This window comes from Rathayibacter sp. AY1F8, assembly GCF_002932165.1.
GTDB lineage: Bacteria > Actinomycetota > Actinomycetes > Actinomycetales > Microbacteriaceae > Rathayibacter.
This window is the reverse complement of sequence record NZ_PSVB01000003.1, coordinates 53,010-77,438: the sequence shown is the minus strand read 5'-3', so window position 1 is coordinate 77,438 and position 24,429 is coordinate 53,010. Positions and strand designations below refer to the sequence as shown.

Genomic DNA, 24,429 nt, shown 5'->3' with positions numbered 1-24,429 from the left:
GTCGCTGCTCTGCGCGCCGAGAAGGGCTCGTCCGGACGTTGCTCGTCGGGTTCGATGCTCCACGGGGGCCGACGGCCCCGAGCTGAACGGCTAGGCCCTGCGCGCGTCGGCGAGCGGGGGCTGGAGCCGCACGACCTCGCCGGCTGCCGATCCATCGGCGGGGCGCGCGATCCTGCCGCGGATGTCGCTCGGGGTGAGCCCCTCGCGGCGCTTGAGCGCACGGCGGAGGTGGTCCGCCGAGGAGAATCCGGACGCGGCGGCGATCGCCTCGAGCGGGACCTCCCGCGGGCGGCGGCGCAGGAGCTCCACGGCGCTGGCGACCCGGGATCGCTCGATCTCGCTCGCGACCGTGGTGCCCGCATCCTCGAAGAGCCGCTGGAGGGAGCGGGTGGACACGTTGACCGCGTCGGCCACCGCCTCCGGAGTGCAGCGCGGCGTGCGGTGCGTCCGGTCGATGACCGTGCGCGCGCGCCCTAGCGTGGCGGCTCGCACGCTCGTGGTGCCGGGCTGCGAGCTCGCCGCCGCGAGGAACGCGCTGGTGAGGAGCTGCTTGACAACGTGGGCGAAGCCGGTGACCTCGCCTTCGCCGGGCAGCCCCGTCCCGGACTCCGCCGCGAGGGCGAAGGCGGTCGTGAAGGCGTATGCGGCGCGGGTGGACCGGGCGTCGGGGTCGAGCGCGTAGACCGGGGCCGACGTGTCGAAGCCGTAGCGGCGCATCTCGTCGGCGCGCAGCGAGAGGTGGAGGATCGTGGCCGGAGTCGTCGACTCGGTCGTGAACGTCGTCGTCCCCTGCTGGTACGAGATCGAGCCCGGACGCAGCAGCACCGTTCGGTCCGGGGCGACCATGCGCACGAAGCCGTCGATGAGGAAGCTGAAAGTGAGGAAGGAGGTGTCGTCGGCCGGCCACGTCCCGCGGAGGACGCGCAGCGGCGAGACCGTCATCAGCACGACGCTCAGATCGGCGGTGCCGAATCCCGAACCGGTGATGCTCGGAACGGTGCCGGGTTTGACGACGATGCGCGGTCCGAGATTCTCGAGCTCTCGGATTCCCGAGAAAGCCCAGGAGATCGATGCGACCATCTGGTCCCCCCGGACTTCTCTTGTGGCGCCGACCCCCTGTCGACGCCCTCTGATTATGCAGCGAAAAGGGGCCGCATCCTCCGCCGGGAGCCCGTCAAATCCCGCCACCTGATCGGGGGGTGCGCAAGGGGGTGGACAAGGTCACGCTCATACCCTGTCGCGGCGTTCTCCTCCGCCCGCCGTCATTTAGCCGTCAGATGGCGGATTTCTACGTGAGAACGCACTCAGGGCGGCATCCCCGTTCGGGGGACGGTGGTCGCTGATCATTCTCAATGCTCTCGACTCGATAACGAGCCCGATAAGCCCGGCGAATTCCAATTCATCGAGCCGGGATCGAGAGTCCGGGCGTGTCGTCGGCCGATACGGACGCTCCGCCCGGCCTCACCTCGCGCAGCCAGTTCTCGAGAAGGCGCCGCCCGCCCTCGGTGAGGACCGACTCCGGATGGAACTGCACGCCCACGAGCGGAGCACTCCGGTGCCGGACGGCCATGACCACTCCCTCCGGTGTCCGCGCCGTCACCCGCAGCTCCTCGGGAAGGCTCTCACCGTCGACCGCGAGCGAGTGGTACCGCATCGCGGCGAATCCGGAGGGCAGGCCGTCGAAGAGCGGATCTCCGTCGTGGAGGACCGCGGACGTCCGGCCGTGCAGCAGCTCCGGCGCCTCCGTGACGCGGGCACCGAGAGCGTGGGCGAGCACCTGGTGGCCGAGGCAGACTCCGAGCAGCGGCCGCCCGGTCGCCTCCGCCCGCTGCACGAGCGCCGTCGACGCGGGGACGTCCCCGGGACGGCCCGGCCCGGGTGAGACCAGGACTCCGTCCGCCTCCTCCGCGCGAGCCAGGAGCGCCGTCGTGCCGAGGTCGTCGCCCTCGACCACGTCGACCTCGGCACCGAGCTCGCGGAGATACGAGACGAGCGTGAAGACGAAGCTGTCGTGGTGGTCGACGACCAGGATCCGCGGGGCCGCGCCGGCGGTCACGAGCCGACGGTCACGTTCCGGTCGAGCACGAGCGACTGCACCCAGGGGAACACCCACTCGTCGAGCGCGACCAGGACCGCCGCGACGAGGACGAGGACGATCAGGAGCCGGACCCACCACGGCCCGGGCAGAAGACGCCACAGCGCTGCGTACACGGTCAGCCCTCCTGAGCCAGCGAGGCGGTGATCTCGGCGGGGGCGCCCGCGGACCGCGGCTGGAACGAGTCGAAGACGCCGTACGCGATGATCCGCTCGGCCGTCGAGTAGAGCGGGTTGCAGCTCGTCAGCGTGATCAGGCGGTCGGTCGGAGCCGCGTCCGGAGTCCACGGGACCGGGTCGATCACCTGGACGTCGGAGGGCTGGACGTACTCGAGGTTGCGGAAGCGGTAGGTGTACCAGCCGTCCGCCGTCTCGATGTAGATCGGATCGCCGAGCTGGAGCTCGTCGATCAGGTGCATGCCTCCGCCGTACGCGCTGCGGTGCGCGGCGAGCGCGAAGTTGCCGGCCTGCCCGGGCATCTGCGTCCCGGGGTAGTGGCCGATGCTCCCCTCGTCGAGCACGTTCTCGGCGTCGATGCCCTCGGCGATCGTGCGCACCCACCCCTCGCCGTAGCGCGGGATGTAGAGGTTGCCGAAGGAGGAGTCGAGGGCGGCGACCGACGCGACGACCGGCTCCGCCGGGGCGGCCTCGGTCGGCTGCGGTGCCGGAGAGGAATCGCCCCAGGTCTCGCGGAGCTCCGCCGCCTGCGTCGTCTGCCGGCCCGCGATCACCGCGTCGTTCCACCAGAGCTGCCAGGCCAGGAAGAGCAGGACCAGGACGCCGGCGGTCATCAGGAGCTCGCCGACGACTCCGAAGAACGAGAGTCGTCGGACCGGGCGGGCCCTCCGTCGCTTCGCTCGCGGCCGCAGAGCCGCCCCGTCGGGGTTCTGGGCGGTCATGCGACGAGTCTAGGCGCGAGCCGTGACCGGCTGTGGCGCATGATCCGGACCTGTGGAGAGCCCTCCCGAGTCGCCGCCTGAGGAGGGCCGATGGGACCACTCGAGCGCCTGCACCGGCCGCTCCGCGAGTCCGCACAGCACCCGCGCAGCCCCGGTGCTCCCGGCCCGGAGCCTCCGCCAGGTACAGTGGTCGGCATGGCACGAGCGACGAAGAGCCCGAAGCCCGAGCGCGACGAGGCCCGGACCGGCGAGAACGCACCGAATCCGGTCTGGTTCAAGCCGGTGATGTTCGGCTTCATGCTGCTCGGACTCGCCTGGATCATCGTCTTCTACGTGAGCCAGGGCACCCTGCCGATCCCCGATCTCGGCAACCTCAACATCCTGATCGGCTTCGGCATCGCGTTCATCGGCTTCCTGATGACGACGCGCTGGCGCTGAGCCTCCCCCAGTCGTGAACGACGCCCCGTCCGGTCCGCCGACGGGGCGTTCGTCGTCGGTGGAGCGTCTGCGCACCGCCGGCTGCGTCTTCGCTGAGGAGGAGGCGGGCCTGCTCGAGGAGGCCGCCGACTCCCCCTCCGACCTCGAGCTGCTGCTCCGTCGCCGCGAGACGGGCGAGCCCCTCGAGCAGATCCTCGGCTGGGTCGCCTTCCGCGGCCTGCGCGTCCCCGTCGCACCCGGCGTCTTCGTGCCCCGCGTGCGCACCGAGTGGCTGGTCGACTGCGCCCTGGAGGTCCTCCCGGACGGCGCGGTGTTGCTCGACCTCTGCTGCGGATCCGGCGCGCTCGCCCGGTCGATCGCGGAGGAGCGGCCGGACGTCCGCCTGCTCGCGGCCGACCTCTCCCCCGCCGCCGTCGCCTGCGCGCGCCGCACGCTCGCAGGCCGCGCCGACGTCCACGAGGGCGACCTCTTCGACGCGCTCCCCGGGAGTGAGCGCGGGCGGATCGACGTCGTCGTCGTCAACGCCCCCTACGTCCCCACCGCCGCGATCGCGCTCATGCCGCCGGAGGCCCGGGTGCACGAGCCGATGCTCACGCTCGACGGCGGGTCGGACGGGCTCGCCCTGCACCGCCGCATCGCTCAGGAGGCGGGAGCGTGGCTCGCACCCCACGGCGTCGTCGTGATCGAGGTCGGCGCGGATCAGGCCGCGGCGAGTGCCTCCGCGTTCCAGGCGGCCGGGTTCGCCACCTCGGTGCACCGCGACGACGACCGTGAGGCGACCGCCCTGGTGGCCGTCCGCCGAAGAACTACACCGCTGTAATTATCCCCAGCTGTGGAATCTCCTGTGGAGAACTCCGCGGTCCCCTCCGCGCTGGCCTGCTCGAGGCGAGGAGGGCCCCGATCGGCACCAGTCCGCCGGTCCTCGGACGCGCCGCCGTCCCCGGATCGTCCTCCCGAGGAGGACACCCGGGACGTTCTCCCCAGTGTTAACAACTCTGTGGATAACTTCCTCCCCACCTGTTGAGAGCACCTGTGGACAGCGGTGGAGACGGTCGCCGCGGGAACGACGAAGCGGCGGGCCCGGGAGTGCGCGAGGCACTGCCGGACCCGCCGCTGCGGGAGGGGGAGGGATCAGCCGAGGACGTAGGCGCCGGCGGTGATCGCGACCAGTCCGACTCCGATGAGCCCGACGAGGAGGTTCTGCGTGCGCCGCTGGGCGCGCTGCCGGGTCTTCGTGAAGACCAGCCCGATGAGCGCGCCGGCCACCAGACCGCCGACGTGCGCCTGCCACGCCACGTTCATCCCGGGCAGGAAGCCGATGACGAGGTTCAGTCCGACCAGCACCAGCAGCTGCGACGCCTGACCGCCCAGATGCCGGAGGATCACCAGGTACGCGCCCATCAGCCCGAAGATCGCACCGGAGGCGCCGATCACCGGGGTCAGCGGGTTCGCGAGGAGCAGGACGCCCACCGACCCGGCGAAACCGCTCAGGAGGAAGAGGGTGAGGTAGCGCCCGCGGCCCAGCATGCGCTCGAGCACCATGCCGAACACCCACAGCGTGTACATGTTCAGCACCAGGTGGAACGGGATGACGATGAAGAGCGACGTGCTGTGGAGGAACACCGAAGTGAGCATCCGCCACGGCTCGAAGCCGGCGCCGAAGCCGGGGAGCGTGTAGGCGGGGGCGTACAGGAGCGCGTTGACCGCCGGCCCCCCGACGAAGGGGAGGATCTCGACGATCCACAGCACGATGCAGAGCGCGATGATCGCGTAGGTCACCGTCGGCTGGTCGGCACGGGTCATGGCCCGCACGCGGGAGAGGAGGGGACCGCGGGTGCGCGGCGCGGTGGCGCGCTGCTGCGCCATGTCGTCCGGGCAGATCACGCCGACCGGAGCCGGCGTCTGGCACTCGCCGCAGATGGTGCGGCCGCACCGCTGGCAGCGCACGAAGCTCTGCCGGTCGGGGTGTCGGTAGCAGGAGTAGGTGCTGCTCGGCGGGACCTGGGTCACGGACGTGCCTCCGGGGAGAACGAGGGCCGGGCCCTGACGGACCCGGCCCTCGAATGAGTGGTGGATGAGGCGATCAGACCTCGGTGATCTCGACGCTCTCGATCACGACGTCCTCGAGCGGCTTGTCACGGCCGTCGGTGGGAACAGCCGAGAGCGACTGCACGAGCTTCTTCGACTCCTCGTCGGCGACGGCGCCGAAGATGGTGTGCTTGCCCTGGAGCCAGGTGGTCGGCGCCACGGTGATGAAGAACTGCGAGCCGTTGGTGCCGCGGCCCGCCTGCTTGCCGGCGTTCGCCATCGCGAGGATGTAGGGCTGGGTGAAGTCGAGCTCCGAGTTGATCTCGTCGTCGAACTGGTACCCCGGGCCGCCGATGCCCTGACCGAGCGGGTCGCCGCCCTGGAGCATGAAGTCGGGGATGATGCGGTGGAAGACGGTGCCGTTGTAGAGCGGCTCCTTCGTCTTCGCACCCGTGGCGGGGTGGGTCCACTCGATGTCGCCGGTCGCGAGACCGACGAAGTTGCGGACCGTCTTGGGAGCGTGGTTCCCGTAGAGGTTGACGACGATGTCGCCCTTGTTGGTGTGGAACGTCGCGACTGCGGTGTGCAAAGGCATGCTCCGATTCTCGCACAGCGCGTCTGTAGGCCCCTGCAACGCCCGGTGTCAATGCGCTGGGTGCGCGATGCGGACGCCGATCGATGAGTGGCAGTATTGAGGCGTTCGCTGCTCGTAGCCGATGGAGGACCAACATGGGTCTGTCACGTAAGCACAAGAAGGACCTCAAGCGTCTTCGCAAGAACGCCGAGGCGGTCTGGGGCGAGCAGCAGGAGGTGCTGGCGCACGCGGCCTCCGTGCTCGAGAAGAGCCGCCGCCACGCGTCGAAGTACGCCAAGAAGGAGCTCGTCCCCTTCGTCAAGGACACGTACGACTCGCGCGTCAAGCCGGTCTACGACAACGGCGTCTCGGCCGTCGAGGGCACGTACTCCTCGGCCCGCCACGCCTACAAGCACAAGGTCGTCCCGACCTTCGCCGCTGTGGGCGGCACGGCTGCCGCCGCCTTCGAGGCCGCCAAGGACTCGAAGAACCGCGCGAAGCTCGCCGAGATCTCGAAGGCGCGCTGGGAGGAGCTCACCACTCCCCCGAAGAAGAAGAGCAAGGTCGGCACGGTCTTCGCGATCGGCGCCGCGCTGGTCGCCGTCGGCGGCATCGGCTACGCCGTCTGGCAGACGTTCCGCGCCGACGACGAGCTGTGGGTCGCCGAGGACGAGCCGCAGAGCGCCGCGCAGAACGCGGCCTCGACCGCTTCCTGACGTTCTCGTCGCCGGAGCCGGGCCCCTCAGGGGGTCCGGCTCCTTCGCATGCCCGGGTTAGGCTTCTGCGGTGGACATCCGGGTCGCCGCGTACGGCGTGATCATCGACGGCGAGCGGATGCTGCTCGCGCACTGGAGCCAGGGGCCGTGGTCGGCCTGGACGCTTCCGGGCGGCGGGATCGACGAGGGCGAGTCGCCCGCCGACGCCGCGGTCCGCGAGATCTTCGAGGAGACGGGCTACCGTGCCGAGCTCGAGGCCCTCATCGGCGTGGACTCGCACGTGATCCCCGCGCACCGGCGCAGCGATCCCGAGGCCGGCCCCCTGCACGCCATCCGCGTCGTCTACCGCGCCCGCATCGTGGGCGGCGAGCTCACGCACGAGGTGGACGGCTCCACGGACGCCGCCGCCTGGTTCCCCCTGAGCGACGTCGAGGAGCTGGAGCGCGTCGAGCTCGTCGACGCGGCCCTGACCATGAACGAGGCCTGGCTCCTCCGCTGACGGTGCCCGGGAATCCCCGGCCGCGCCCCGGCGTTCCCTTCGTCGTGATCGTCGAGCTCTACACTTCCGCCTTCTGCGGCGCCTGCCATGCCGCGCGCTCGGTGCTGGAGCGGGCCGCGGAGCTCGTCCCCGCCGCCGAGATCCGCGAGCGCGACGTGGCCTTCCACCCCGTCGAGGCCGAGGCCGCCGGTGTCCGCTCGACCCCCACCGTCGTCGTGCGCGATACGGCCGGAGAGGTGGTCTTCCGGGCGGAGGGCGCTCCCTCCCTTCCGCAGGCTCTCGCCGCTCTGGCCCTCGCCCTGCCCACGTAGGGTGGCCGCGGGAGGACCCATGCACCGTCGCGCTGCGCTCGCGAGCACCGTCGTTCTGCTCGGCGCCCTCGCGCTCTCGGGATGCGCCTCCGAGGAGCCGGTGACCACGGCCGCGGTCGGGCTCGGACGGGGCGGCGAGCGCGGCGAGGTCCTCGGCGTCGTCGTCGTGTGCTCGGGATCCGTCGACGGCCTCGACCTCGCCGCCTCCGACTCCGCCCCCCTGACCATCGGCGACGGGCTGCGGAGGGTCACCCGCTGGGTCTCCCCGTCACCGGTCACGCAGCTGGGCGCGACCGACCTCTCCGGATCCACGGTCTGGCCGGCCGACACGGTGATCGAGCGGTTCCCGCTCGGCGTCGACCTCGCGCTGGGCGCCTACGCGACCGACCGCTCCGTGCTCGCCCGCCCGGTCGTCTTCACGGCCGAGCAGTTCGACACGCTCTCCGTCGGCGAGATCATCGTCGGCGACATCCGCGACGGCACGTCCGAGACCCTCTCGGTCCAGCAGTTCCTCGGCCTCGCCTGCGTGGACCGCTGAGCGGGCGGCTCGGCCGTCCGAGCGGCGGCCTCGATCGCATGGCCGCGCGGCGGGCGACAGGAGAGGCCGCCGAATACCTCGACACGGTGACCCCGCGACGGCGGAGGACCCGGAGTGCCGTGGGCCGGGAGACCAGAAGGGCCTGTGAGGGGAGCACCCGCGAGCGGGGAGGAAGTGTGGAGCCTAGGAGATTCGAACTCCTGACATCCTGCTTGCAAAGCAGGCGCTCTACCAACTGAGCTAAGGCCCCGGGCCGGAGACGGGGCGATCCGTCTCCGAGAGTCGAACGGCCCGCCACCGCGAGGTGACGGGCCGTTCGGACCGGGTGGGGGTACCAGGACTTGAACCTGGGACCTCTTCATTATCAGTGAAGCGCTCTAACCGCCTGAGCTATACCCCCGGAATGGCCAGAGGAGACTCTACCCGACATCGAGCAGGAATCCCAATCGGCCGGACCGTGCGCCCTACTGGTTGGTGAAGCCCACCAGGAGGCCGCCGGTGATCTTGACGCTGAGGTTGTACAGCAGCGCCACGATCGCGCCGAGCGCGGTGGTGACGATGGTGTTCAGCACCGCGACGACGATCGCGAAGCCCATGACCTGCGGCAGCGAGATGATCGTGTTGAGGTCGAACGCCTCGGCGCCGGCGATGTCCTGCACGAGGCCGTTGACCTCGTCGAACACTCCCGTCTGGGCCAGGACCGTGTAGACCAGGTAGACGACGACGATCGTGATGATCGCGAGCGTCAGACCCAGCAGGAACGAGAGCTTCACGGCCGACCAGAAGTCGACGTAGACCAGCTTCAGGCGGACCTGCTTCGCCGCCGGGCTCTTCGCGGACTTCCTGGCGAGCTTCTCGGCGACGGTGCTACTCATCTACGGACCTATCCTCCTCCGACACCGGGGCGGACTCGGCCGGCGCCGCGGCGTCGGGATCCTCGTCCTGGGCGTCGAGATTGCGTTCGGTGTTCTTGGCGAGTGCGATGATGCGGTCGTCCTCAGCGAATCGTGCGAAGACGACTCCCATGGTGTCGCGACCCTTGGCCGGTACCTCGGCCACCGCAGAGCGTACCACCTTGCCGCTGGCGAGCACGACGAGCACCTCGTCGTCCTCTCCGGTGATGATGGCGCCCACGAGGTCGCCGCGCTTCTCCTCCAGCTTGGCCACCTTGATACCCAGCCCGCCGCGTCCCTGGAGGCGGTACTGGTCGACCGCGGTGCGCTTGGCGTAGCCGCCCTCGGTGACCACGAACACGAAGCCCTCGTCGCTGACGACGTTGGCGTCGAGGAGGCGGTCCTCTCCGCGGAACGACATGCCGCGGACTCCGGAGGTGGAGCGGCCCATCGGACGCAGCGCCTCGTCGGACGCGGTGAAGCGGATCGACATGCCCTTGCGGGAGACCAGCAGCACGTCGCTGTCCTCCTCGACCAGGAGCGCCGAGACGAGCTCGTCGCCGTCGCGCAGCTTGATCGCGATGATGCCGCCGGAGCGGTTCGTGTCGTACTCCGAGAGGGCCGTCTTCTTCACGAGGCCGTCGCGCGTGGCGAGCACGAGGTAGCGGGCCGCCTCGTAGTCGCGGATGTCGAGGATCTGCGCGATCTGCTCCCCCGGCTCGAGCGCGAGCAGGTTCGCGATGTGCTGGCCCTTGGCGTCGCGGCCGGCCTCCTGCAGCTCGTAGGTCTTGGCGCGGTACACGCGGCCGGTGTTCGTGAAGAACAGGAGCCAGTGGTGCGTAGTGGTGACGAAGAAGTGCTCGACGATGTCGTCGGCCTTCAGCTGCGCGCCGCGCACACCGCGGCCGCCGCGGTGCTGCGCCCGGTAGGAGTCGCTCCGGGTGCGCTTGAGGTAGCCGCCGCGGGTGACGGTGACGACCATCTCCTCCTCGGGGATCAGGTCCTCGACGCTCATGTCGCCGTCGAACCCGAAGAGGATCTCGGTGCGGCGGTCGTCGCCGAAGCGGTCGACGATCTCGTCGAGCTCGTCCGAGATGATCGTGCGCTGGCGCTCCGGGCTCGCGAGGATCGACTTGTAGTCCTCGATCTCGGCCTGGATCCGGTCGTGCTCGTCGATGATCTTCTGGCGCTCGAGGGCCGCGAGGCGGCGCAGCTGCATGTCGAGGATGGCGCGGGACTGCACCTCGTCGATGTCGAGCAGCTCCATCAGGCCGTCGCGCGCCTCCTCCACGGTGGGGGAGCGGCGGATGAGGGCGATGACCTCGTCGAGCGCGTCGAGCGCCTTGAGGTAGCCGCGCAGGATGTGGATCCGCGCCTCCGCCTCGTCGAGGAGGTACTGGGTGCGGCGCACGATGACCTCGACCTGGTGGTCGACCCACGCGCGGATGAAGCCGTCGAGCGAGAGCGTGCGCGGGATGCCGTCGACGATCGCGAGCATGTTCGCGCCGAAGTTCTCCTGCAGCGGCGTGTGCTTGTAGAGGTTGTTCAGCACCACCTTCGCCACGGCGTCGCGCTTGAGGACGACGACGAGGCGCTGGCCGGTGCGACCGGAGGTCTCGTCGCGGATGTCGGCGATGCCCGAGACGCGCCCGTCCTTGACCAGCTCGGCGATCTTGATCGCCAGGTTGTCCGGGTTCACCTGGTACGGCAGCTCGGTGACGACGAGGCAGGTGCGGCCCTGGATCTCCTCGATGGAGACGACGGCGCGCATCGTGATCGAGCCGCGGCCGGTGCGGTACGCGTCCTGGATGCCGCGGACGCCGAGGATCTGCGCACCGGTGGGGAAGTCGGGTCCCTTGATCCGCTGCAGCAGCGCCTCGAGGAGCTCCTCGCGCGTCGCGTCCGGGTTCTCGAGCGCCCACTTCGCGCCGGCGGCGACCTCGCGCAGGTTGTGCGGCGGGATGTTGGTCGCCATGCCGACCGCGATGCCGACGGAGCCGTTGACGAGCAGGTTCGGGAACCGGGCCGGCAGGATCGCCGGCTCGCGCGTGCGGCCGTCGTAGTTGTCCTGGAAGTCGACGGTGTTCTTGTCGATGTCGCGGACCATCTCGAGCGCGAGCGGCGCCATCTTGGTCTCGGTGTACCGGGGGGCGGCGGCGCCGTCGTTGCCGGGGGAGCCGAAGTTGCCCTGCCCGAGCGCGAGCGGGTAGCGGAGGCTCCACGGCTGCACCAGGCGGACCAGCGCGTCGTAGATCGCGGAGTCGCCGTGCGGGTGGAACTGGCCCATCACGTCGCCGACGACGCGCGAGCACTTCGAGAACGCCTTGTCGGGACGGTAGCCGCCGTCGTACATGGCGTAGATCACGCGGCGGTGCACGGGCTTCAGGCCGTCGCGCACCTCCGGCAGGGCGCGCCCGACAATGACGCTCATCGCGTAGTCGAGGTAGGAGCGCTGCATCTCGAGCTGCAGGTCGACCGGCTCGATCTTGTCGTGACCGTGGATCACCACACCGGTCTCGGTGACGATGTCGTCGCTCTCGTCCGGGCCGGTGGGGGTGGTGGATTCTTCTGCCATGATCTCTGGTCTCTCAGGTGGGTCCGTGCCCCGGAGAAGCGGGGGCGGCGGTCGCGCTGGGTGTCAGGTGTGTCGTCGGTGTGCGGGCCGGTGAGGGCCTCTGTCGTGTTCTGGTCGAGGATGCGGCCCATCGAGGGCCGCCGTCACGTGTTCGAGGTGGTCGCGAGGACGGTCCACTGGACCGCCCGGCCGCCGTCTTTCGAAGGACGTCCGCTTCCTCGACCACTAGATGTCGAGGAAGCGCACGTCCTTCGCATTCTTCTGGATGAAGGAACGGCGGGACTCGACGTCCTCGCCCATGAGAGTGGAGAAGATCTCGTCGGCCGCGGCCGCGTCGTCGAGCGTGACCTGGAGGAGGGTCCGCGTGGCGGGGTCCATCGTGGTCTCCCACAGCTCCTTGTAGTCCATCTCGCCGAGGCCCTTGTAGCGCTGGATGCCGTTCTCCTTGGGCATGCGCTTGTTGGTCGCCGAGCCGTGCGCGATCAGGGCGTCGCGCTCGCGGTCGCTGTAGACGTACTCGTGCGGGGAGTTCGACCACTTAAGGCGGTACAGCGGCGGCTGCGCGAGGTAGACGTAGCCGAGGTCGATCAGCGGGCGCATGTAGCGGAAGAGGAGCGTCAGCAGCAGCGTCGTGATGTGCTGGCCGTCGACGTCGGCGTCGGCCATCAGGATGATCTTGTGGTACCGCGCCTTGTCGGGGTTGAAGTCCTCGCCGATGCCGGCGCCGAACGCCGTGATCATCGCCTGGACCTCGTTGTTGCCGAGAGCGCGGTCGAGCCGGGCCTTCTCGACGTTGAGGATCTTGCCGCGGAGGGGGAGGATCGCCTGCGTCTCGGGATTGCGGCCCTGCACCGCGGATCCTCCCGCCGAGTCGCCCTCGACGATGAAGATCTCGGAGATCGACGGGTCCTTGGACTGGCAGTCCTTGAGCTTGCCCGGCATGCCGCCGCCCTCGAGCAGGCCCTTGCGGCGGGCGGTCTCGCGCGCCTTCCGCGCCGCCATACGGGCGGAGGCCGCCTGGATCGCCTTGCGGATGATGTCCTTCGCCTGGCTCGGGTTGCGGTCGAACCAGTCGGCCAGCTGCTCGCCGGCCACGCGCTGCACGAACGCCTTCGCCTCGGTGTTGCCGAGCTTCGTCTTGGTCTGGCCCTCGAACTGCGGCTCGCCGAGCTTGATCGACACGACGGCGGTGAGGCCCTCGCGGATGTCGTCGCCCGAGAGGTTCTCGTCCTTCTCCTTGAGCAGGTTGTTCGCGCGCGCGTAGCGGTTGACCAGAGTGGTCAGCGCGGCGCGGAAGCCCTCCTCGTGGGTGCCGCCCTCGTGGGTGTTGATGGTGTTCGCGTAGGTGTGGACGCTCTCGGTGTAGGCCGTGGTCCACTGCATGGCGACCTCGAGCGAGATGCGGCGCTCGGTGTCCTCGGACTCGAAATCGATGATCTCGGAGTGCACGAGGTCCGACTTCTTCAGCGAGTTGATGTACTCGACGTAGTCGACGAGGCCCTTCTCGTAGTGGAAGACGTCGGTCCGGTCGCCCTCGGTCTCGTTCTCGCCCTCCCCCTCGAACTCGACCTCGTTCTGGTCGGTCAGCGCGATGCGCAGGCCCTTGTTGAGGAACGCCATCTGCTGGAAGCGCGCGCGCAGGGTCTCGTAGTCGAACTCGACCGTCTCGAAGATGCCGGCGTTGGGCCAGAAGGTGATCGTCGTGCCGGTCTCGTCGCTGGCCTCGCCCTTCTCGAGCGGGGCGTCCGGCACTCCGTCGGTGAAGCTCATCCGGTACACGGCGCCCTGGCGCTTGACCTCGACGTCGAGTCGCGTCGACAGCGCGTTGACCACGGAGGAGCCGACGCCGTGCAGGCCGCCGGAGACCGCGTAGCCGCCGCCGCCGAACTTGCCGCCGGCGTGCAGCACGGTGAGGACCAGCTCGACCGTGGAGATGCCCTCGGTCGGGTGCATGTCGACCGGGATGCCGCGGCCGTTGTCGGAGACGGTGACGCCTCCGTCGGCGCGCATCAGGATCTCGATGTTGTCGCAGTAGCCCGCGAGCGCCTCGTCGACGGCGTTGTCGACGATCTCGTAGACCAGGTGGTGCAGACCGCGCGGACCCGTGGATCCGATGTACATGCCGGGGCGCTTGCGGACCGCCTCGAGGCCCTCGAGGACCTGGATCTGGTTCGCGCCGTAGTCACCGGACGACTTGGTCGACATGCTCTCGTGCGGAGCGGAGGGGGCTGCTGAGCCGTTCGCGTCCAGGTCGTTCGCTGCGGGTGACGTGGAGTCGTTCGGCTCGTGAGTCATAGCTGTGGAGTTCTCCTCTGACGGTCCGTCGCGACGCGCACGGTGATCTGGAGATCGCCCGCGCGGCGGCGTCACTGCGGTTCGGCGGCCCTCCATTCTACCGCGTGCCGGGTCGATCCGAAGCGCTGGACGGCGATCTGAGGCGCGAAAGATCGGCGGTCGACCGAAAATGCGTCCTCAGCCGTAGGTGTCGCGCGGACCACGCCCTGGAATCGACCTGGGACCCTTTTTCCAGTTCGGGACGTCCGGGCCCTGGAAACGGATCGACGCGATGCCCGCGTCGGGGAAGTTCACGGCGATGTGGTTCATGATCTCGATCCGCATCAGCCGGAGCTGCGTCGACCACGCCGTGGACTCGCACGCGACCGTCAGCACGCCGTCGACGACGCCCACCGGAGTCGAGTGCTTCGCGGTCTCCTCGCCGGCGATCGCCGTCCACGACGACATCAGGTCGCCCTGCGCCAGCGGCGCCGTCCAGCCGAGCTTCACCGTGAGGGAGTCGAGGACGTCGCCGAGGTCGTGCGGGTCGCGGCCCTTGCCGAACGGGATCGCGTCGCCCTTGGGCTCGGCGCGCTCGACGGTCTTCCGGATGCGGCGCGGGCCGTCGGCGCCGAACACCTCCTTGAGGTGGCGGTAGACGCGGGCGGCCTCGGAGTCGGGTGCGGGGGCTCCGCGGCGGCGGGGGGAGTCAGCCATCGGCCGGCTCCGACGGGGCGGGGGCGGGCGGCTCCGGGGACGCGGGATCCGTGGACGCCGGCGCTGGGGACGCGGGCTCCGAGGAGGAGGCCGCGGCGGAGGAGACGACACCAGGAGAAGGGGAGTCGGACGAGACCGGATCGGGAGAAGAGGAGCGGGAGGACTCGGGATCGGGAAGAGGGGAGTCGGAGGACACCGGATCGGACGAGGCGGAGTCGGGTGCGGTCGGCTCCGGCACGGCGATCGGCGCGGCGGCGGCGCCCGTGCCGACGATCCGGCCGGCCTCGATCCGCACGGTGTGCGCGGCCAGCGCCTCCGGGACGTCGTCGAAGACGGCCGCGGTGATCAGGACCTGCTCGTAGTCGGCGACCACCGAGGCGAGGCGCTCGCGCCGGCGCGCGTCCAGCTCGGCGAAGACGTCGTCGAGCATCAGCACCGGATCGCCCATGGGGGAGTCGCGCCGGAGCAGCTCCGCAGCGCCCAGCTTCAGCGCCAGGGCGAACGACCAGCTCTCGCCGTGGCTGGCGTAGCCCTTGGCCGGCAGCGCGTTCAGCTCGAACTGCACGTCGTCGCGGTGCGGGCCGACGAGGGAGACGCCCCGGTCGAGCTCGCGGCGGCGCACCCCGGCCAGGGCGGACGCGAACGCCTCCGCCAGTCCCTCGCCCGCCGCCGGTGACGCGGCGCCCGGCTGCTCCACGGGCTCGCCGTCGTCGTCGACCGCGCCCTCGATGCTCAGGCGGGAGCGGAGCACCGGACGCTGGTCGGCACCGGCGACCGCCTCGTACGCGGCGCGCACGGGTCCGCTCAGCTCCTCCACCAGGGTGAGGCGCGACTGCATGATCTCGGTCCCGAGCGCGATCAGGCGCTCGTCCCAGATGTCGAGGGTGCCGAGCTTCGACGGGTCGCGGACGCCGCTCGCGCGCGCCGACTTGAGCAGCGAGTTGCGCTGGCGCAGCACCCGCTCGTAGTCGGCCTGGACGGCGCTCATCCGCGGGGAGCGGAGGATCACCAGCTGGTCGAGGAAGCGGCGGCGGGCCGACGGGTCGCCGCGGATGAGGAGGAGGTCCTCCGGGGCGAAGAGGACGCTGGAGAAGAAGCGGGGGAGCTCGCGCGGCTTGATCCCGCCGCGGTTGATCTGCGCGCGGTTGGGGGAGGAGCGGTTGATCTGCACCTCGGCCAGCAGGTCGCGCTCGCCGTTGCGGAGGCGGGCGCGCACCACGGCGCTGTCCCGGCCGGCGCGGATGAGCGCCTGGTCGCTCGACACGCGGTGCGAGCCCAGGGTGGAGAGGTAGCCGAGCGATTCGACGAGGTTCGTCTTGCCCTGGCCGTTGCGGCCGACGAAGAGGTTCGGTCCGGGCACGAGCTCGACGTCGACCGACTCGTAGTTCCGGAAGTCGCTGAGCGCCAGCTGCGTCACCTGCACGTCGCGCTCCTTTCCTCCACCCGTCGTCGCGGGCCTTCCCTGCACCCCTGCGGGCTCCTCGCCCGTCCCGATCGGCCGATCCACCCGCTCCGGCGCCTGCAGTCCGCTCTCCCCCTGCCGGCCTGGCCTGCGCCCCCGGTCTCGACACACCCCTTCGGGCTACTCGACCGGCACGGCGGCGGAACCGTCCGGGACGCGGATCCCGATACGCCCCTCCGGGGCCACTACTCGCTCACCATGATCGGCCGAGCCCCGTCCCCGCCCGTGAAGGCGGCCGCAGGCTCGCCGCCCGACCCCGGTAGCAGGGTGGAGGCGGCCGGAGGCCCGCCGCCTCCGTGAGAGCATCCCTGCCTGACGGGGGCGGCGGGCCGCAGTCCGCCGTCCGTCACCGGCTCTACGGAACGCGCCCCCCTCGGGAAGCCGACCGCCGTGAGGACTGCCGGAGGCAGTCCTCACCAGCCCACTCAGTCGACGGCCTTGACGGAGTGCCCGCCGAACTGGTTGCGGAGCGCTGCGACGGCCTTCATCGCGGGGGAGTCCTCCTGGCGGGAGACGAAGCGGGCGAAGATCGAGGCGCTGATCGTGGGCACCGGGACGGCGTTGTTGATGGCCTCCTCGATGGTCCAGCGGCCCTCGCCCGAGTCCTGCACGTAGCCCTCGATGTTCTTGAAGTCCGGGTCCTGCTCGAGGGCGCGGACGAGGAGCTCGAGCAGCCAGGAGCGCACGACCGTGCCGCGCTGCCAGGCCTTGAAGGTGCCGGTGACGTCCTTGATGATGTCGCTGCGGGTCTCGAGCAGCTCGTAGCCCTCGGCGAACGCCTGCATCAGGGCGTACTCGATGCCGTTGTGGACCATCTTCGCGTAGTGGCCGGCGCCGACCTCGCCGACGTGGACGAAGCCCTCCTCGCGGGGGCCCTCGGGGCGCAGCGCGTCGAAGACGGGCATGGCGTACTCGACGAGCTCCTTCGGGCCGCCGACCATCAGGCCGTAGCCGTTCTGGAGTCCCCAGACGCCGCCGGAGACGCCCGCGTCGATGTAGTGGATGCCCTTGGGCTTCAGCAGCGCGTCGTGCTTGAAGTCCTCGGTGAAGCGGGAGTTGCCGCCGTCGATGACGAGGTCGCCCTCGCTGAGCTTCTCCGACAGGTCCTTGACGACCGCGTCGGTGATCTCGCCGGCCGGCACCATCACCCAGACGATGCGGGGCGAGGGGAGTGCGGCGATCATCTCGTCGAGAGAGGCCGCGTCCGAGACGTCGGGATTGCGGTCGTAGCCGGTGACCTCGAGCCCCTTGGAGCGGAGGCGGGAGCGCATGTTGTCGCCCATCTTGCCGAGGCCGACGAGTCCGATGTGCATGGTGAACCTTCCTGGATTCGTTGTCCGGCGGGCGGGCGCTCGTCGGGAGCGGGGCGGTCGCGGCTCTGCGATCCGGGGAGTGGTCAGCGCAGCAGCAGGTTGGGCTGGAGCAGGTAGCGGTAGCTGTCGCTGCCGGGCTGCTCCCGCGAGGTCTGCGCGGTGATCAGGACGGGGCCGGGCTTGTTGGGGTTCTCGGTCTTCGTGAACGCGATGCGCACGAACTCCGAGTGGACGGCGGCGAGGCCGTCGAGCAGGAACTGCGGCTTGAGCGAGACGACCACGTCGTCGCCGGTCACGATCGCGTCGATGCTCTCGGACGCCTGCGCCTGCTCGGAGCCGATGGCCTCGAGGGTGAGGCCGTCGCTGCTGAAGCTGAAGCGGAGGGCCGCCTCGCGCTCGAGCACGAGCGAGACGCGGCGGGTGGCCTCGATGAGGTCGCTGGTCGACATGACCGCGTAGTTCTCGACGGAGGCGGGGAAGAGGCGCTTCACGGGCGGGAAGTTGCCCTTGATCAGCAGCGACGTGACGGTCTTGCGGTCCGCGGTGAAGGCGATCAGCTCGCGCTCGTCGCGGTTGGTGATCGCGACGGAGACGGTGCCGGAGTGGCCGAAGGTCTTGCCGACCTCCTGCAGCGTGCGCGCGGGCACGAGGGCGGTGAGCGGCTGGGTGGGCGCGGGGTTGTCCCCGTTGTCCCAGTCGATCTCGCGGACGGCGACGCGGTAGCGGTCCGTCGCGACGAGGCCGATCGTGTTCTCGGTGATCTCGAGCTGCACGCCGGTGATGACGGGGGTCACGTCGTCGCGGGAGGCGGCTACCGCCACCTGCGAGACGGCGGCCGCGAAGGCGTCGGCCGGGACGAGGCCGGTGGAGGCGTCGATCTCGGGGATGCTCGGGTACTCCTCCACGGGCATCTGCAGGAGCGTGAAGTGCGCCGAGCCGGCCGAGACCGAGACGCGCGACTCCTCCGTGGCGATGCGCACGGGAGCGTTGGGGAGGCGGTTCGCGATGTCGGCGAGCAGACGGCCCGAGACGAGCACGGTCCCCGTCTCCTCCACGTCGGCCGCGATCTGCGTCTGCGCGGACACCTCGTAGTCGAAGGAGGACAGCGTCAGACCCTCGGAGGTCGCCTCGATGAGGACTCCGGAGAGGATCGGCAGGGTCGTGCGCTGCGGAAGCAGCTTGACCGCGAAGGACACCGCCTCGCTGAAGACATCGCGGTTGGCTTGGAACCTCACGAGTACACCCCTGACGAGTCGCGGACGAAGACCGTCGCCCATCGTACCCGCCGGGCTCGACGAGCTCGGAAGGGGGTGGACCGCCGAGCACTCCCGAGCCGCTGTGGAGAGGTTGCCGGTCGAGGCTTCATTAAAGAGAGAACTGCGTTAACAGTGTTAACACGTGTGGAAACTGTGGAAAACGCTTCGGACCCCTACTCCTGGGTGGGATCGGAGGGACCCGCCCCTGTGGAGGGAGTGTGAGCGGGCCCGTGGACGCCCTGTGGAGCGATCCGGGCCGACCTGTCGCCCTCCACAGGCGGGCTCTCCCGGCGCACAGTCCCGAGGCGGTTGTCCACAGTTATCCACAGGTTCCTCACACTGTGGAAATCGGCCCTCCGAGGCGCGCGAGGCGGCGTGTCCGAGGCCCGCCTGGTGGGTCGAGGAGTCCGTCGACGACGTCTCCGGGTCACGACGGAGACCGTCGAACGCGGCTCGCGCCGTCCGAGCGGCGCGGAAGACGATGCGCGCTCCCTCTCCCCTGCGCTGCTCTCCTGGCCGTCGCACGGCGGATCGACACCGTCCGATCGCACGCCGGCCGCTCAGCCGCTCACCCGGACCCCTTGAGCACGTGCGGTTCATGCTGGTCGAGTAGCCCCAGCGAGCCGTATCGAGACCCCCGCCAGCGCCTTCGCCTGACCTCCACGCGCGCCGACACCGACGTCCTGCTGCTCGCGCCGCGATCCCCGTCGCTCCCTCCCCTCACACGAGGAAAGGGGAGCGACTACCCGACCACCGCGCACGGACGCCGATGGACCCCGGGGCACGCCACCCGGGACAGGTGGTCCCGGGGACCGTACGACTGCCGGCTAGCGGTTCGTCTTGATGCGGGTGGTCAGCTCGGTGACCTGGTTGTAGATGCTGCGGCGCTCCTTCATGAGCTCCGAGATCTTCTTGTTCGCGTACATGACCGTGGTGTGGTCGCGGTTGCCGAACAGCTGGCCGATCTTGGGCAGCGAGAGGTTCGTCAGCTCGCGGCACAGGTACATGGCGATCTGGCGCGCGGTGGCGACGGCCTGCGAGCGCGACGAGCCGTAGAGGTCGTCGACCGTGAGCTTGAAGTAGTCCGCGGTGTGGTTGATGATGTCGACCGGCGAGATGACGTTGTCCTCGTCGAGCGTGATCAGGTCCTTCAGCACGGTCTGCACGAGCGACATGTCGACCGGCGTCCGGTTCAGGCTCGCGAACGCGGTGACGCGGATGAGCGTCCCCTCGAGCTCGCGGATGTTGCTCGACACCTTCGACGCCATGAACTCGAGGATGTCGTCGGGCACGAGCAGCTTCTCGCTGACCGCCTTCTTGCGGAGGATCGCGATGCGGGTCTCGAGGTCGGGAGCCTGCACATCGGTGATGAGGCCCCACTCGAAGCGCGAGCGCATCCGGTCCTCGAAGCCCGTCAGTGCCTTCGGCGGCAGATCGGACGTGATCACGACCTGCTTGTTGTGGTCGTGCAGCTGGTTGAAGGTGTGGAAGAACGCCTCCTGCGTCTCCGCCTTCCCCTGCAGGAACTGGATGTCGTCGATCAGGAGGATGTCGACGTTGCGGTAGCGGCCGTGGAAGGCGTTGCCCCGGTTGTTCGCGATCGAGTTGATGAAGTCGTTCGTGAACTCCTCGCTCGAGACGTACCGCACGCGGATCCCCGGGTAGAGGCTCATCGCGTAGTGGCCGATGGCGTGGAGGAGGTGCGTCTTGCCGAGCCCGGAGTCGCCGTAGACGAAGAGCGGGTTGTAGGCCTTGGCGGGAGCCTCGGCGACCGCGACGGCCGCGGCGTGCGCGAACCGGTTGGAGCCTCCGATGACGAAGTTGTCGAAGCTGTACTTCGGGTTCAGCCGGGTGTCGGTCGCCGGCACGGTCCGCAGCTCCTCGACCCCGCGGGTCGGCGCGACCGTCGCCGAGGAGGCGGTGATCGGCTCGAACGGGTTCATCGACTCCTGCGACGACGGGGAGCTGAGGGGCTCGTGCTCGATGTCGGGGTTCACCACGAAGGCGAACGTCGTGACGCCGAAGGAGTCGTCGAGCGTCCCGATCGCGCTGAGCAGGGGCACGCGCACGCGCTGCTCGAGCATCCCGCGGGTGAACTCGTTCGGGACCTCCAGGTAGAAGGTGCCCGCCATAATGCCCTTGGGCTCCACGAGCGAGACGAACCCGTAGAGGGGAGCGGTGATCCGCTCGTCCCGGGACAGTGCGCCGAGGATCACGTTCCACGCGTCGACCATCGACGTGTCGTCTGCCATCTGTCTCCGGTCCTGGGTGCTGTCGCTGTGAAGTCGCTGCGGGATCGCCGTCTCCGCCGGACCCGTCGCCGCCCGCTGCAGGGGCGTCGCGGACCGGGCGCGGAGCCGGGTCTCGAGTGCCGCTCTCTCCACAGGGTTGTCCACCGGCCTCGAGCGATGCCTGTGCGGGTGCGGGAGGACGCGGATCCCACCTGTGGATAACTGCGGCTCAACACCGTAACGAACGGAGCCGACGGGAGACAAATCCACCACAGCGACACCCGCGTGTCAATGCGCGGAACCCCGTGTCCCGTGTGCATGATCGAGGTTTCGCGCCGTCCACATTTGACCGGTGACGGAACAGGCCGTAGTTTAAATCAGTTGACGCCTGCCCGGTGTCGTCCGTGCGGCCCTCGCAGGCCGAGCGGATTCCGCAGCCGGGCACCCCTTCTTCCCGGAGGATCCGAGTCTCCGCCCGAGCGGGTGGTGCCGGTTCGCGCCGCGGAACACGTACGTGGAGATCTGATTATGAGCAAGCGAACCTTCCAGCCGAACAACCGTCGTCGCGCCAAGGTGCACGGCTTCCGTCTGCGCATGCGCACCCGTGCCGGCCGCGGCATCCTCAGCGCGCGCCGCGCCAAGGGGCGCACCGAGCTCTCCGCCTAGCAGCGAGCGGTACCGACCAGCGGTGCTGGCCAGAGCCAATCGCATCGTCCACGGAGGCGAGTACCGGACAGTCGTCCGTCGCGGTGTGCGGTCCACAGGACCGCACACCGTCACGTATGTCCGCCGGTCCTCCGCGGGCGATCCGGCGCGGTTCGGGTTCATCGTCGCCAAGACGGTCGGCACCGCGGTGACGCGCAACACCGTCCGCCGCCGGCTCAAGGCCGTGGCGTTCGAGCTCGTCCCCGAGATCGACCCCGGCACCCAGGTCGTCGTCCGCGCGCTGCCCGGCAGCGCCGACGCCCCCTGGTCGGAGCTGCGCTCCGAGGTGTGGTCCGCGATGGCGCGAGCCGCGCGGAAGAGCGGGGCGTCCTCGTGACCGCCGTGCTCCCCCGCCGCGAGGCGCCGTTCGCCCGGCTCGGGTGGGCGATCCTCCTGCTGCCGCGGAACATCGGCGTCCTGCTCCTGATCGTCTACCGGGCGGTCGTGTCCCCTCTCTACGGGGACGTCTGCCGTTACTACCCCTCGTGCTCCGCGTACGCGCTCCAGGCGGTCCAGCTCCACGGGCTCGTCCTCGGCTCCGTCCTCGCGGCCCGCCGTCTGCTCCGCTGCCACCCGTGGGCGGCCGGCGGCATCGACGACGTCCCGACCTCGATCCCCCTGCACCGACCGGCTTCCGGCCGGACCCGCTTCGCCGTGACGCGAGCCGGGTTCGTCGTGGGCCCTCGAAAGGACTGACCCCACTCCATGGACCTCCTCGGCACGATCCTCTGGCCCCTCAAGTGGGTGGTCGAGCTGCTCCTCGTCGCCTTCCACCAGCTGCTGACCTTCACCGGCATGGAGGCGGCCGCGGGAATCACCTGGGTCCTCTCGATCGTCGGCCTGGTCATCGTCATCCGCGCCGCGCTCATCCCGATCTTCGTCAAGCAGATCAAGAGCCAGCGCCGGATGCTCGAGGTCGCGCCCCAGCTCAAGAAGATCCAGGACAAGTACAAGGGCAAGCGCGACCAGCTGTCCCGCGAGGCGATGTCCCGCGAGACCATGGAGCTCTACAAGAAGACGGGCACCAACCCGCTCGCCTCCTGCCTGCCCCTGCTGATCCAGATGCCGATCTTCTTCAGCCTGTTCTCGGTGCTGAACGCGGCGCAGCACAGCCAGAAGGGCGTGGGCCCGCTCGACGAGACGCTCGCCCGCCAGTTCGGCGAGGCGAACCTCTTCGGCGTCGCACCGCTGCACCAGTCGATCCAGGGCGCACTCGCCGAGGGCGGCCAGGAGCCGGTCATCATCATCGCGGTGATCATGGTCGTCCTGATGACCGCGTCGCAGTTCATCACGCAGCTGCAGATCGTCTCGAAGAACATGTCGCCCGAGGCGAAGGCCTCGCCGACGTTCAAGCAGCAGCGGATCCTGCTCTACATCCTCCCCCTCGTCTTCGCCTTCTCGGGCTTCGCCTTCCCCCTCGGCGTGATGTTCTACTGGCTGACCTCGAACATCTGGACGATGATCCAGCAGTTCATCGTCATCCGGAACATGCCGACGCCGGGCAGCGAGGCCGCCAAGGCCCGCGAGGAGCGCCTGCGCCGCAAGGGCAAGCTGGTCGAGGAGACCACGGCCGCCGGCGACGTCACCCTCGTCGAGAAGAAGGCCGTGCAGCGCACGCAGCCCGTGAGCAAGAACCGCTCCAAGAAGCAAGCCGGAAAGAAGTAGAGCCGCCATGACCGATCCGATGCAGACCATCACCGACGACGCGTCCGCACCCGCGGACGTGGACGCGTCCGCCGTCGACGAGGCGCCCGAGTCCACGCTCTCGCAGCTCGAGGACGAGGGCGACGTCGCCGCCGACTACATCGAGGAGTTCCTCGACATCTGCGACCTCGACGGCGACATCGACATCGAGGTCCGCAACGGCCGCGCCTACCTCTCGGTCACCGCCTCCGGCGACACGAACCTCCGGGTGCTCTCCCGCCCCGACGCCGTCCAGGCACTGCAGGAGCTGACGCGCCTGGCGGTCCAGACGAAGACCGGAGCGTTCTCCCGCCTCATCCTCGACATCGGCGGCTCCCGCGACGCCCGCGAGGCTGAGCTCGCCCAGCTGGTCGACCGCGCGATCGAGCGGATCGAGGACGGCGCCACGTCGGCCTCGCTCCCGCCCATGTCGTCGTACGAGCGCAAGCTGGTCCACGACATGGTGGGCGAGCGCGGCTTCGTGTCGGAGTCGCGCGGCGAGGCGCGCGAGCGCCACACCGTCATCACCCGCGGCTGAACGGCGTGGAGTCGACCCTCGAGGCCGAGCCCGCAGCCGCTGCGGCGATCGCCGGCGACCGCCTGCCCCTCCTGCGGCGGTTCACGGAGGCTCTCGCCGACCAGGGTGAGGAGCGCGGCCTGATCGGGCCCTTGGAGCTCCCCCGTCTCTGGACGCGGCACGTGCTCAACAGCGCCCTGGTGGCCCCTCTCCTGCGTCCGGGACTGGTGGGTGATGTCGGCAGTGGCGCGGGCCTTCCCGGGCTCGTCCTGGCCATCGTGCGGCCCGACGTCCGCTTCGTGCTCATCGAGCCGATGGAGCGTCGCGTCGTCTGGCTTCAGGAGCAGGTGGACGGACTCGGAATCGAGAATGTCTCAGTTCTTCGAGCCCGTGCTGAAGAGGCGGAGCTCGCGGAGCCTCTCGACCAGGTGACCGCTCGGGCGGTCAGCGCCCTCTCGAAGCTGATCCCGCTGACCGCGCCGCTGCTGCGGCCCGGAGGCGAGCTGGTCCTGCTGAAGGGCATCAACGCCGAGAAGGAGATCGAGGCGGCGGCCAAGCAGATCCGTCGTTTCCGGCTCTCCCCGCCCGAGGTCGTCGTGCTCGGCGGCGGCGTGCTCTCCGAGGTGACGAGGGTCGTCCGGGCTACAGTGGGTTGATCGCCACGACGCCGCAGTGAGCCCCCGACTCCTCGTCCGTCGACTCCTCG

Annotated in this window: 25 protein-coding genes, 2 tRNA genes and 1 pseudogene; 12 read left to right on the top strand and 16 right to left on the bottom strand. The window is 69.9% G+C overall.

Translation table 11 applies throughout. From position 1 onward, the window contains the following. Positions 1-90 precede the first annotated feature (90 nt). The 4 genes from C5C35_RS03615 to C5C35_RS03605 form a co-directional block, all read right to left on the bottom strand. A complete protein-coding gene (locus tag C5C35_RS03615) occupies positions 91-1,080 on the bottom strand; it encodes a helix-turn-helix domain-containing protein (protein WP_104222664.1) in 990 nt (329 codons plus the stop codon). A gap of 319 nt (positions 1,081-1,399) precedes the next feature. Further along, positions 1,400-2,056, bottom strand: a complete 657-nt coding sequence (locus C5C35_RS03610; protein WP_104262581.1) for an aminodeoxychorismate/anthranilate synthase component II — start codon at positions 2,054-2,056, stop codon at positions 1,400-1,402. Then, positions 2,053-2,211: a hypothetical protein gene (locus C5C35_RS16880; RefSeq protein ID WP_167299010.1), complete on the bottom strand. Its 159-nt coding sequence runs from the start codon at positions 2,209-2,211 to the stop codon at positions 2,053-2,055. Before C5C35_RS16880 ends, C5C35_RS03610 begins: the two co-directional genes overlap by 4 nt. 2 nt (positions 2,212-2,213) lie before the next feature. After that, complete coding sequence (locus C5C35_RS03605; RefSeq protein ID WP_104262580.1) at positions 2,214-2,993, bottom strand: class E sortase; 780 nt, start codon at positions 2,991-2,993, stop codon at positions 2,214-2,216. Positions 2,994-3,188: 195 nt separating this feature from the next. On the opposite strand from C5C35_RS03605, the gene C5C35_RS03600 reads away from it, so the two are divergent. Together C5C35_RS03600 and C5C35_RS03595 are read left to right on the top strand one after the other, a co-directional pair. After that, complete coding sequence (locus C5C35_RS03600) at positions 3,189-3,431, top strand: cell division protein CrgA (RefSeq protein WP_104222667.1); 243 nt, start codon at positions 3,189-3,191, stop codon at positions 3,429-3,431. Between the two features lie 13 nt (positions 3,432-3,444). Continuing rightward, positions 3,445-4,251 (top strand): putative protein N(5)-glutamine methyltransferase, encoded by an 807-nt coding sequence (locus C5C35_RS03595; protein WP_181134119.1) that lies wholly within the window; start codon positions 3,445-3,447, stop codon positions 4,249-4,251. 311 nt (positions 4,252-4,562) lie between these two features. Here C5C35_RS03595 and C5C35_RS03590 read toward each other — a convergent pair whose 3' ends face one another. Continuing rightward, the gene (locus tag C5C35_RS03590; RefSeq protein WP_104222668.1) at positions 4,563-5,441 is read right to left on the bottom strand and encodes a rhomboid family intramembrane serine protease; all 879 of its coding nucleotides are present in this window, start codon (positions 5,439-5,441) and stop codon (positions 4,563-4,565) included. Positions 5,442-5,514: 73 nt separating this feature from the next. After that, positions 5,515-6,054 (bottom strand): peptidylprolyl isomerase, encoded by a 540-nt coding sequence (locus C5C35_RS03585; protein ID WP_104222669.1) that lies wholly within the window; start codon positions 6,052-6,054, stop codon positions 5,515-5,517. Positions 6,055-6,188: 134 nt separating this feature from the next. Between C5C35_RS03585 and C5C35_RS03580 the strand changes: the two genes are divergently transcribed. From C5C35_RS03580 to C5C35_RS03565, 4 genes are all read left to right on the top strand, one after another. Further along, entirely contained in the window at positions 6,189-6,749 is a 561-nt protein-coding gene (locus C5C35_RS03580; RefSeq protein ID WP_104247539.1) for a hypothetical protein, read from the top strand. 70 nt (positions 6,750-6,819) lie between these two features. Next, on the top strand, positions 6,820-7,248 hold the full coding sequence (locus C5C35_RS03575) for an NUDIX hydrolase (RefSeq protein ID WP_104222671.1): 429 nt from the start codon (positions 6,820-6,822) through the stop codon (positions 7,246-7,248). Between the two features lie 44 nt (positions 7,249-7,292). Further along, positions 7,293-7,559, top strand: a complete 267-nt coding sequence (locus tag C5C35_RS03570; protein ID WP_104247569.1) for a thioredoxin family protein — start codon at positions 7,293-7,295, stop codon at positions 7,557-7,559. A 19-nt stretch (positions 7,560-7,578) separates the two neighbouring features. Then, the gene (locus tag C5C35_RS03565) at positions 7,579-8,097 is read left to right on the top strand and encodes a hypothetical protein (RefSeq protein ID WP_104222672.1); all 519 of its coding nucleotides are present in this window, start codon (positions 7,579-7,581) and stop codon (positions 8,095-8,097) included. A 177-nt stretch (positions 8,098-8,274) separates the two neighbouring features. Here C5C35_RS03565 and C5C35_RS03560 read toward each other — a convergent pair. The 10 genes and pseudogenes from C5C35_RS03560 to dnaA all read right to left on the bottom strand — a co-directional run bounded on the left by C5C35_RS03560 (position 8,275) and on the right by dnaA (position 20,719). Continuing rightward, a tRNA-Ala gene (locus tag C5C35_RS03560) sits at positions 8,275-8,347 on the bottom strand. Between the two features lie 76 nt (positions 8,348-8,423). Then, a tRNA-Ile gene (locus C5C35_RS03555) sits at positions 8,424-8,497 on the bottom strand. A 64-nt stretch (positions 8,498-8,561) separates the two neighbouring features. After that, positions 8,562-8,972 (bottom strand): DUF3566 domain-containing protein, encoded by a 411-nt coding sequence (locus C5C35_RS03550; protein ID WP_104222673.1) that lies wholly within the window; start codon positions 8,970-8,972, stop codon positions 8,562-8,564. Beyond that, positions 8,965-11,565 carry a DNA gyrase subunit A gene (gyrA, locus tag C5C35_RS03545; protein WP_104262578.1) on the bottom strand — a complete coding sequence of 867 codons (2,601 nt, stop codon included), beginning with the start codon at positions 11,563-11,565 and terminating at the stop codon, positions 8,965-8,967. The genes C5C35_RS03550 and gyrA overlap by 8 nt, the downstream gene beginning before the upstream one ends. Before the next feature lie 225 nt (positions 11,566-11,790). Further along, positions 11,791-13,770 carry a DNA topoisomerase (ATP-hydrolyzing) subunit B gene (gyrB, locus tag C5C35_RS03540; protein WP_208543372.1) on the bottom strand — a complete coding sequence of 660 codons (1,980 nt, stop codon included), beginning with the start codon at positions 13,768-13,770 and terminating at the stop codon, positions 11,791-11,793. Positions 13,771-14,037: 267 nt separating this feature from the next. Further along, a complete protein-coding gene (locus C5C35_RS03535; RefSeq protein ID WP_104262577.1) occupies positions 14,038-14,556 on the bottom strand; it encodes a DUF721 domain-containing protein in 519 nt (172 codons plus the stop codon). Between the two features lie 262 nt (positions 14,557-14,818). Continuing rightward, positions 14,819-15,979: pseudogene (recF, locus tag C5C35_RS03530) on the bottom strand (DNA replication/repair protein RecF); the annotation flags it as partial. Positions 15,980-16,443: 464 nt separating this feature from the next. Next, positions 16,444-17,331 (bottom strand): phosphogluconate dehydrogenase (NAD(+)-dependent, decarboxylating), encoded by an 888-nt coding sequence (gene gnd, locus C5C35_RS03525; protein WP_104222677.1) that lies wholly within the window; start codon positions 17,329-17,331, stop codon positions 16,444-16,446. 83 nt (positions 17,332-17,414) lie between these two features. Then, complete coding sequence (dnaN, locus tag C5C35_RS03520; protein ID WP_104222678.1) at positions 17,415-18,566, bottom strand: DNA polymerase III subunit beta; 1,152 nt, start codon at positions 18,564-18,566, stop codon at positions 17,415-17,417. Between the two features lie 848 nt (positions 18,567-19,414). Then, positions 19,415-20,719: a chromosomal replication initiator protein DnaA gene (dnaA, locus tag C5C35_RS03515; protein WP_374952921.1), complete on the bottom strand. Its 1,305-nt coding sequence runs from the start codon at positions 20,717-20,719 to the stop codon at positions 19,415-19,417. Positions 20,720-21,346: 627 nt separating this feature from the next. On the opposite strand from dnaA, the gene rpmH reads away from it, so the two are divergent. The 6 genes from rpmH to rsmG are packed head-to-tail and all read left to right on the top strand — an operon-like array spanning position 21,347 to position 24,379. Then, positions 21,347-21,484: a 50S ribosomal protein L34 gene (rpmH, locus tag C5C35_RS03510; protein ID WP_055784512.1), complete on the top strand. Its 138-nt coding sequence runs from the start codon at positions 21,347-21,349 to the stop codon at positions 21,482-21,484. A 22-nt stretch (positions 21,485-21,506) separates the two neighbouring features. Beyond that, on the top strand, positions 21,507-21,860 hold the full coding sequence (gene rnpA, locus C5C35_RS03505) for a ribonuclease P protein component (RefSeq protein ID WP_104222680.1): 354 nt from the start codon (positions 21,507-21,509) through the stop codon (positions 21,858-21,860). A 5-nt stretch (positions 21,861-21,865) separates the two neighbouring features. Beyond that, the gene (gene yidD, locus C5C35_RS03500; protein WP_244230695.1) at positions 21,866-22,219 is read left to right on the top strand and encodes a membrane protein insertion efficiency factor YidD; all 354 of its coding nucleotides are present in this window, start codon (positions 21,866-21,868) and stop codon (positions 22,217-22,219) included. Between the two features lie 9 nt (positions 22,220-22,228). Continuing rightward, positions 22,229-23,188: a membrane protein insertase YidC gene (gene yidC, locus C5C35_RS03495; protein WP_104222681.1), complete on the top strand. Its 960-nt coding sequence runs from the start codon at positions 22,229-22,231 to the stop codon at positions 23,186-23,188. A 7-nt stretch (positions 23,189-23,195) separates the two neighbouring features. After that, on the top strand, positions 23,196-23,744 hold the full coding sequence (locus C5C35_RS03490; RefSeq protein ID WP_244229531.1) for a R3H domain-containing nucleic acid-binding protein: 549 nt from the start codon (positions 23,196-23,198) through the stop codon (positions 23,742-23,744). Between the two features lie 5 nt (positions 23,745-23,749). Beyond that, the gene (gene rsmG / locus C5C35_RS03485; RefSeq protein WP_181133770.1) at positions 23,750-24,379 is read left to right on the top strand and encodes a 16S rRNA (guanine(527)-N(7))-methyltransferase RsmG; all 630 of its coding nucleotides are present in this window, start codon (positions 23,750-23,752) and stop codon (positions 24,377-24,379) included. The last annotated feature ends 50 nt before the right edge of the window (positions 24,380-24,429 follow it).

What these genes read in the sequence shown, in the direction of transcription:
- C5C35_RS03615 (WP_104222664.1), bottom strand. Translation starts at nt 1,080, where the DNA reads ATGGTCGCATCGATCTCCTGGGCTTTCTCGGGAATCCGAGAGCTCGAG.
- C5C35_RS03605 (WP_104262580.1), bottom strand. Translation starts at nt 2,993, where the DNA reads ATGACCGCCCAGAACCCCGACGGGGCGGCTCTGCGGCCGCGAGCGAAG.
- C5C35_RS03600 (WP_104222667.1), top strand. Translation starts at nt 3,189, where the DNA reads ATGGCACGAGCGACGAAGAGCCCGAAGCCCGAGCGCGACGAGGCCCGG.
- C5C35_RS03585 (WP_104222669.1), bottom strand. Translation starts at nt 6,054, where the DNA reads ATGCCTTTGCACACCGCAGTCGCGACGTTCCACACCAACAAGGGCGAC.
- C5C35_RS03580 (WP_104247539.1), top strand. Translation starts at nt 6,189, where the DNA reads ATGGGTCTGTCACGTAAGCACAAGAAGGACCTCAAGCGTCTTCGCAAG.
- C5C35_RS03565 (WP_104222672.1), top strand. Translation starts at nt 7,579, where the DNA reads ATGCACCGTCGCGCTGCGCTCGCGAGCACCGTCGTTCTGCTCGGCGCC.
- C5C35_RS03550 (WP_104222673.1), bottom strand. Translation starts at nt 8,972, where the DNA reads ATGAGTAGCACCGTCGCCGAGAAGCTCGCCAGGAAGTCCGCGAAGAGC.
- gyrA (WP_104262578.1), bottom strand. Translation starts at nt 11,565, where the DNA reads ATGGCAGAAGAATCCACCACCCCCACCGGCCCGGACGAGAGCGACGAC.
- gyrB (WP_208543372.1), bottom strand. Translation starts at nt 13,770, where the DNA reads ATGTCGACCAAGTCGTCCGGTGACTACGGCGCGAACCAGATCCAGGTC.
- C5C35_RS03535 (WP_104262577.1), bottom strand. Translation starts at nt 14,556, where the DNA reads ATGGCTGACTCCCCCCGCCGCCGCGGAGCCCCCGCACCCGACTCCGAG.
- gnd (WP_104222677.1), bottom strand. Translation starts at nt 17,331, where the DNA reads ATGCACATCGGACTCGTCGGCCTCGGCAAGATGGGCGACAACATGCGC.
- dnaA (WP_374952921.1), bottom strand. Translation starts at nt 20,719, where the DNA reads ATGGCGGGCACCTTCTACCTGGAGGTCCCGAACGAGTTCACCCGCGGG.
- rpmH (WP_055784512.1), top strand. Translation starts at nt 21,347, where the DNA reads ATGAGCAAGCGAACCTTCCAGCCGAACAACCGTCGTCGCGCCAAGGTG.
- yidC (WP_104222681.1), top strand. Translation starts at nt 22,229, where the DNA reads ATGGACCTCCTCGGCACGATCCTCTGGCCCCTCAAGTGGGTGGTCGAG.
- C5C35_RS03490 (WP_244229531.1), top strand. Translation starts at nt 23,196, where the DNA reads ATGACCGATCCGATGCAGACCATCACCGACGACGCGTCCGCACCCGCG.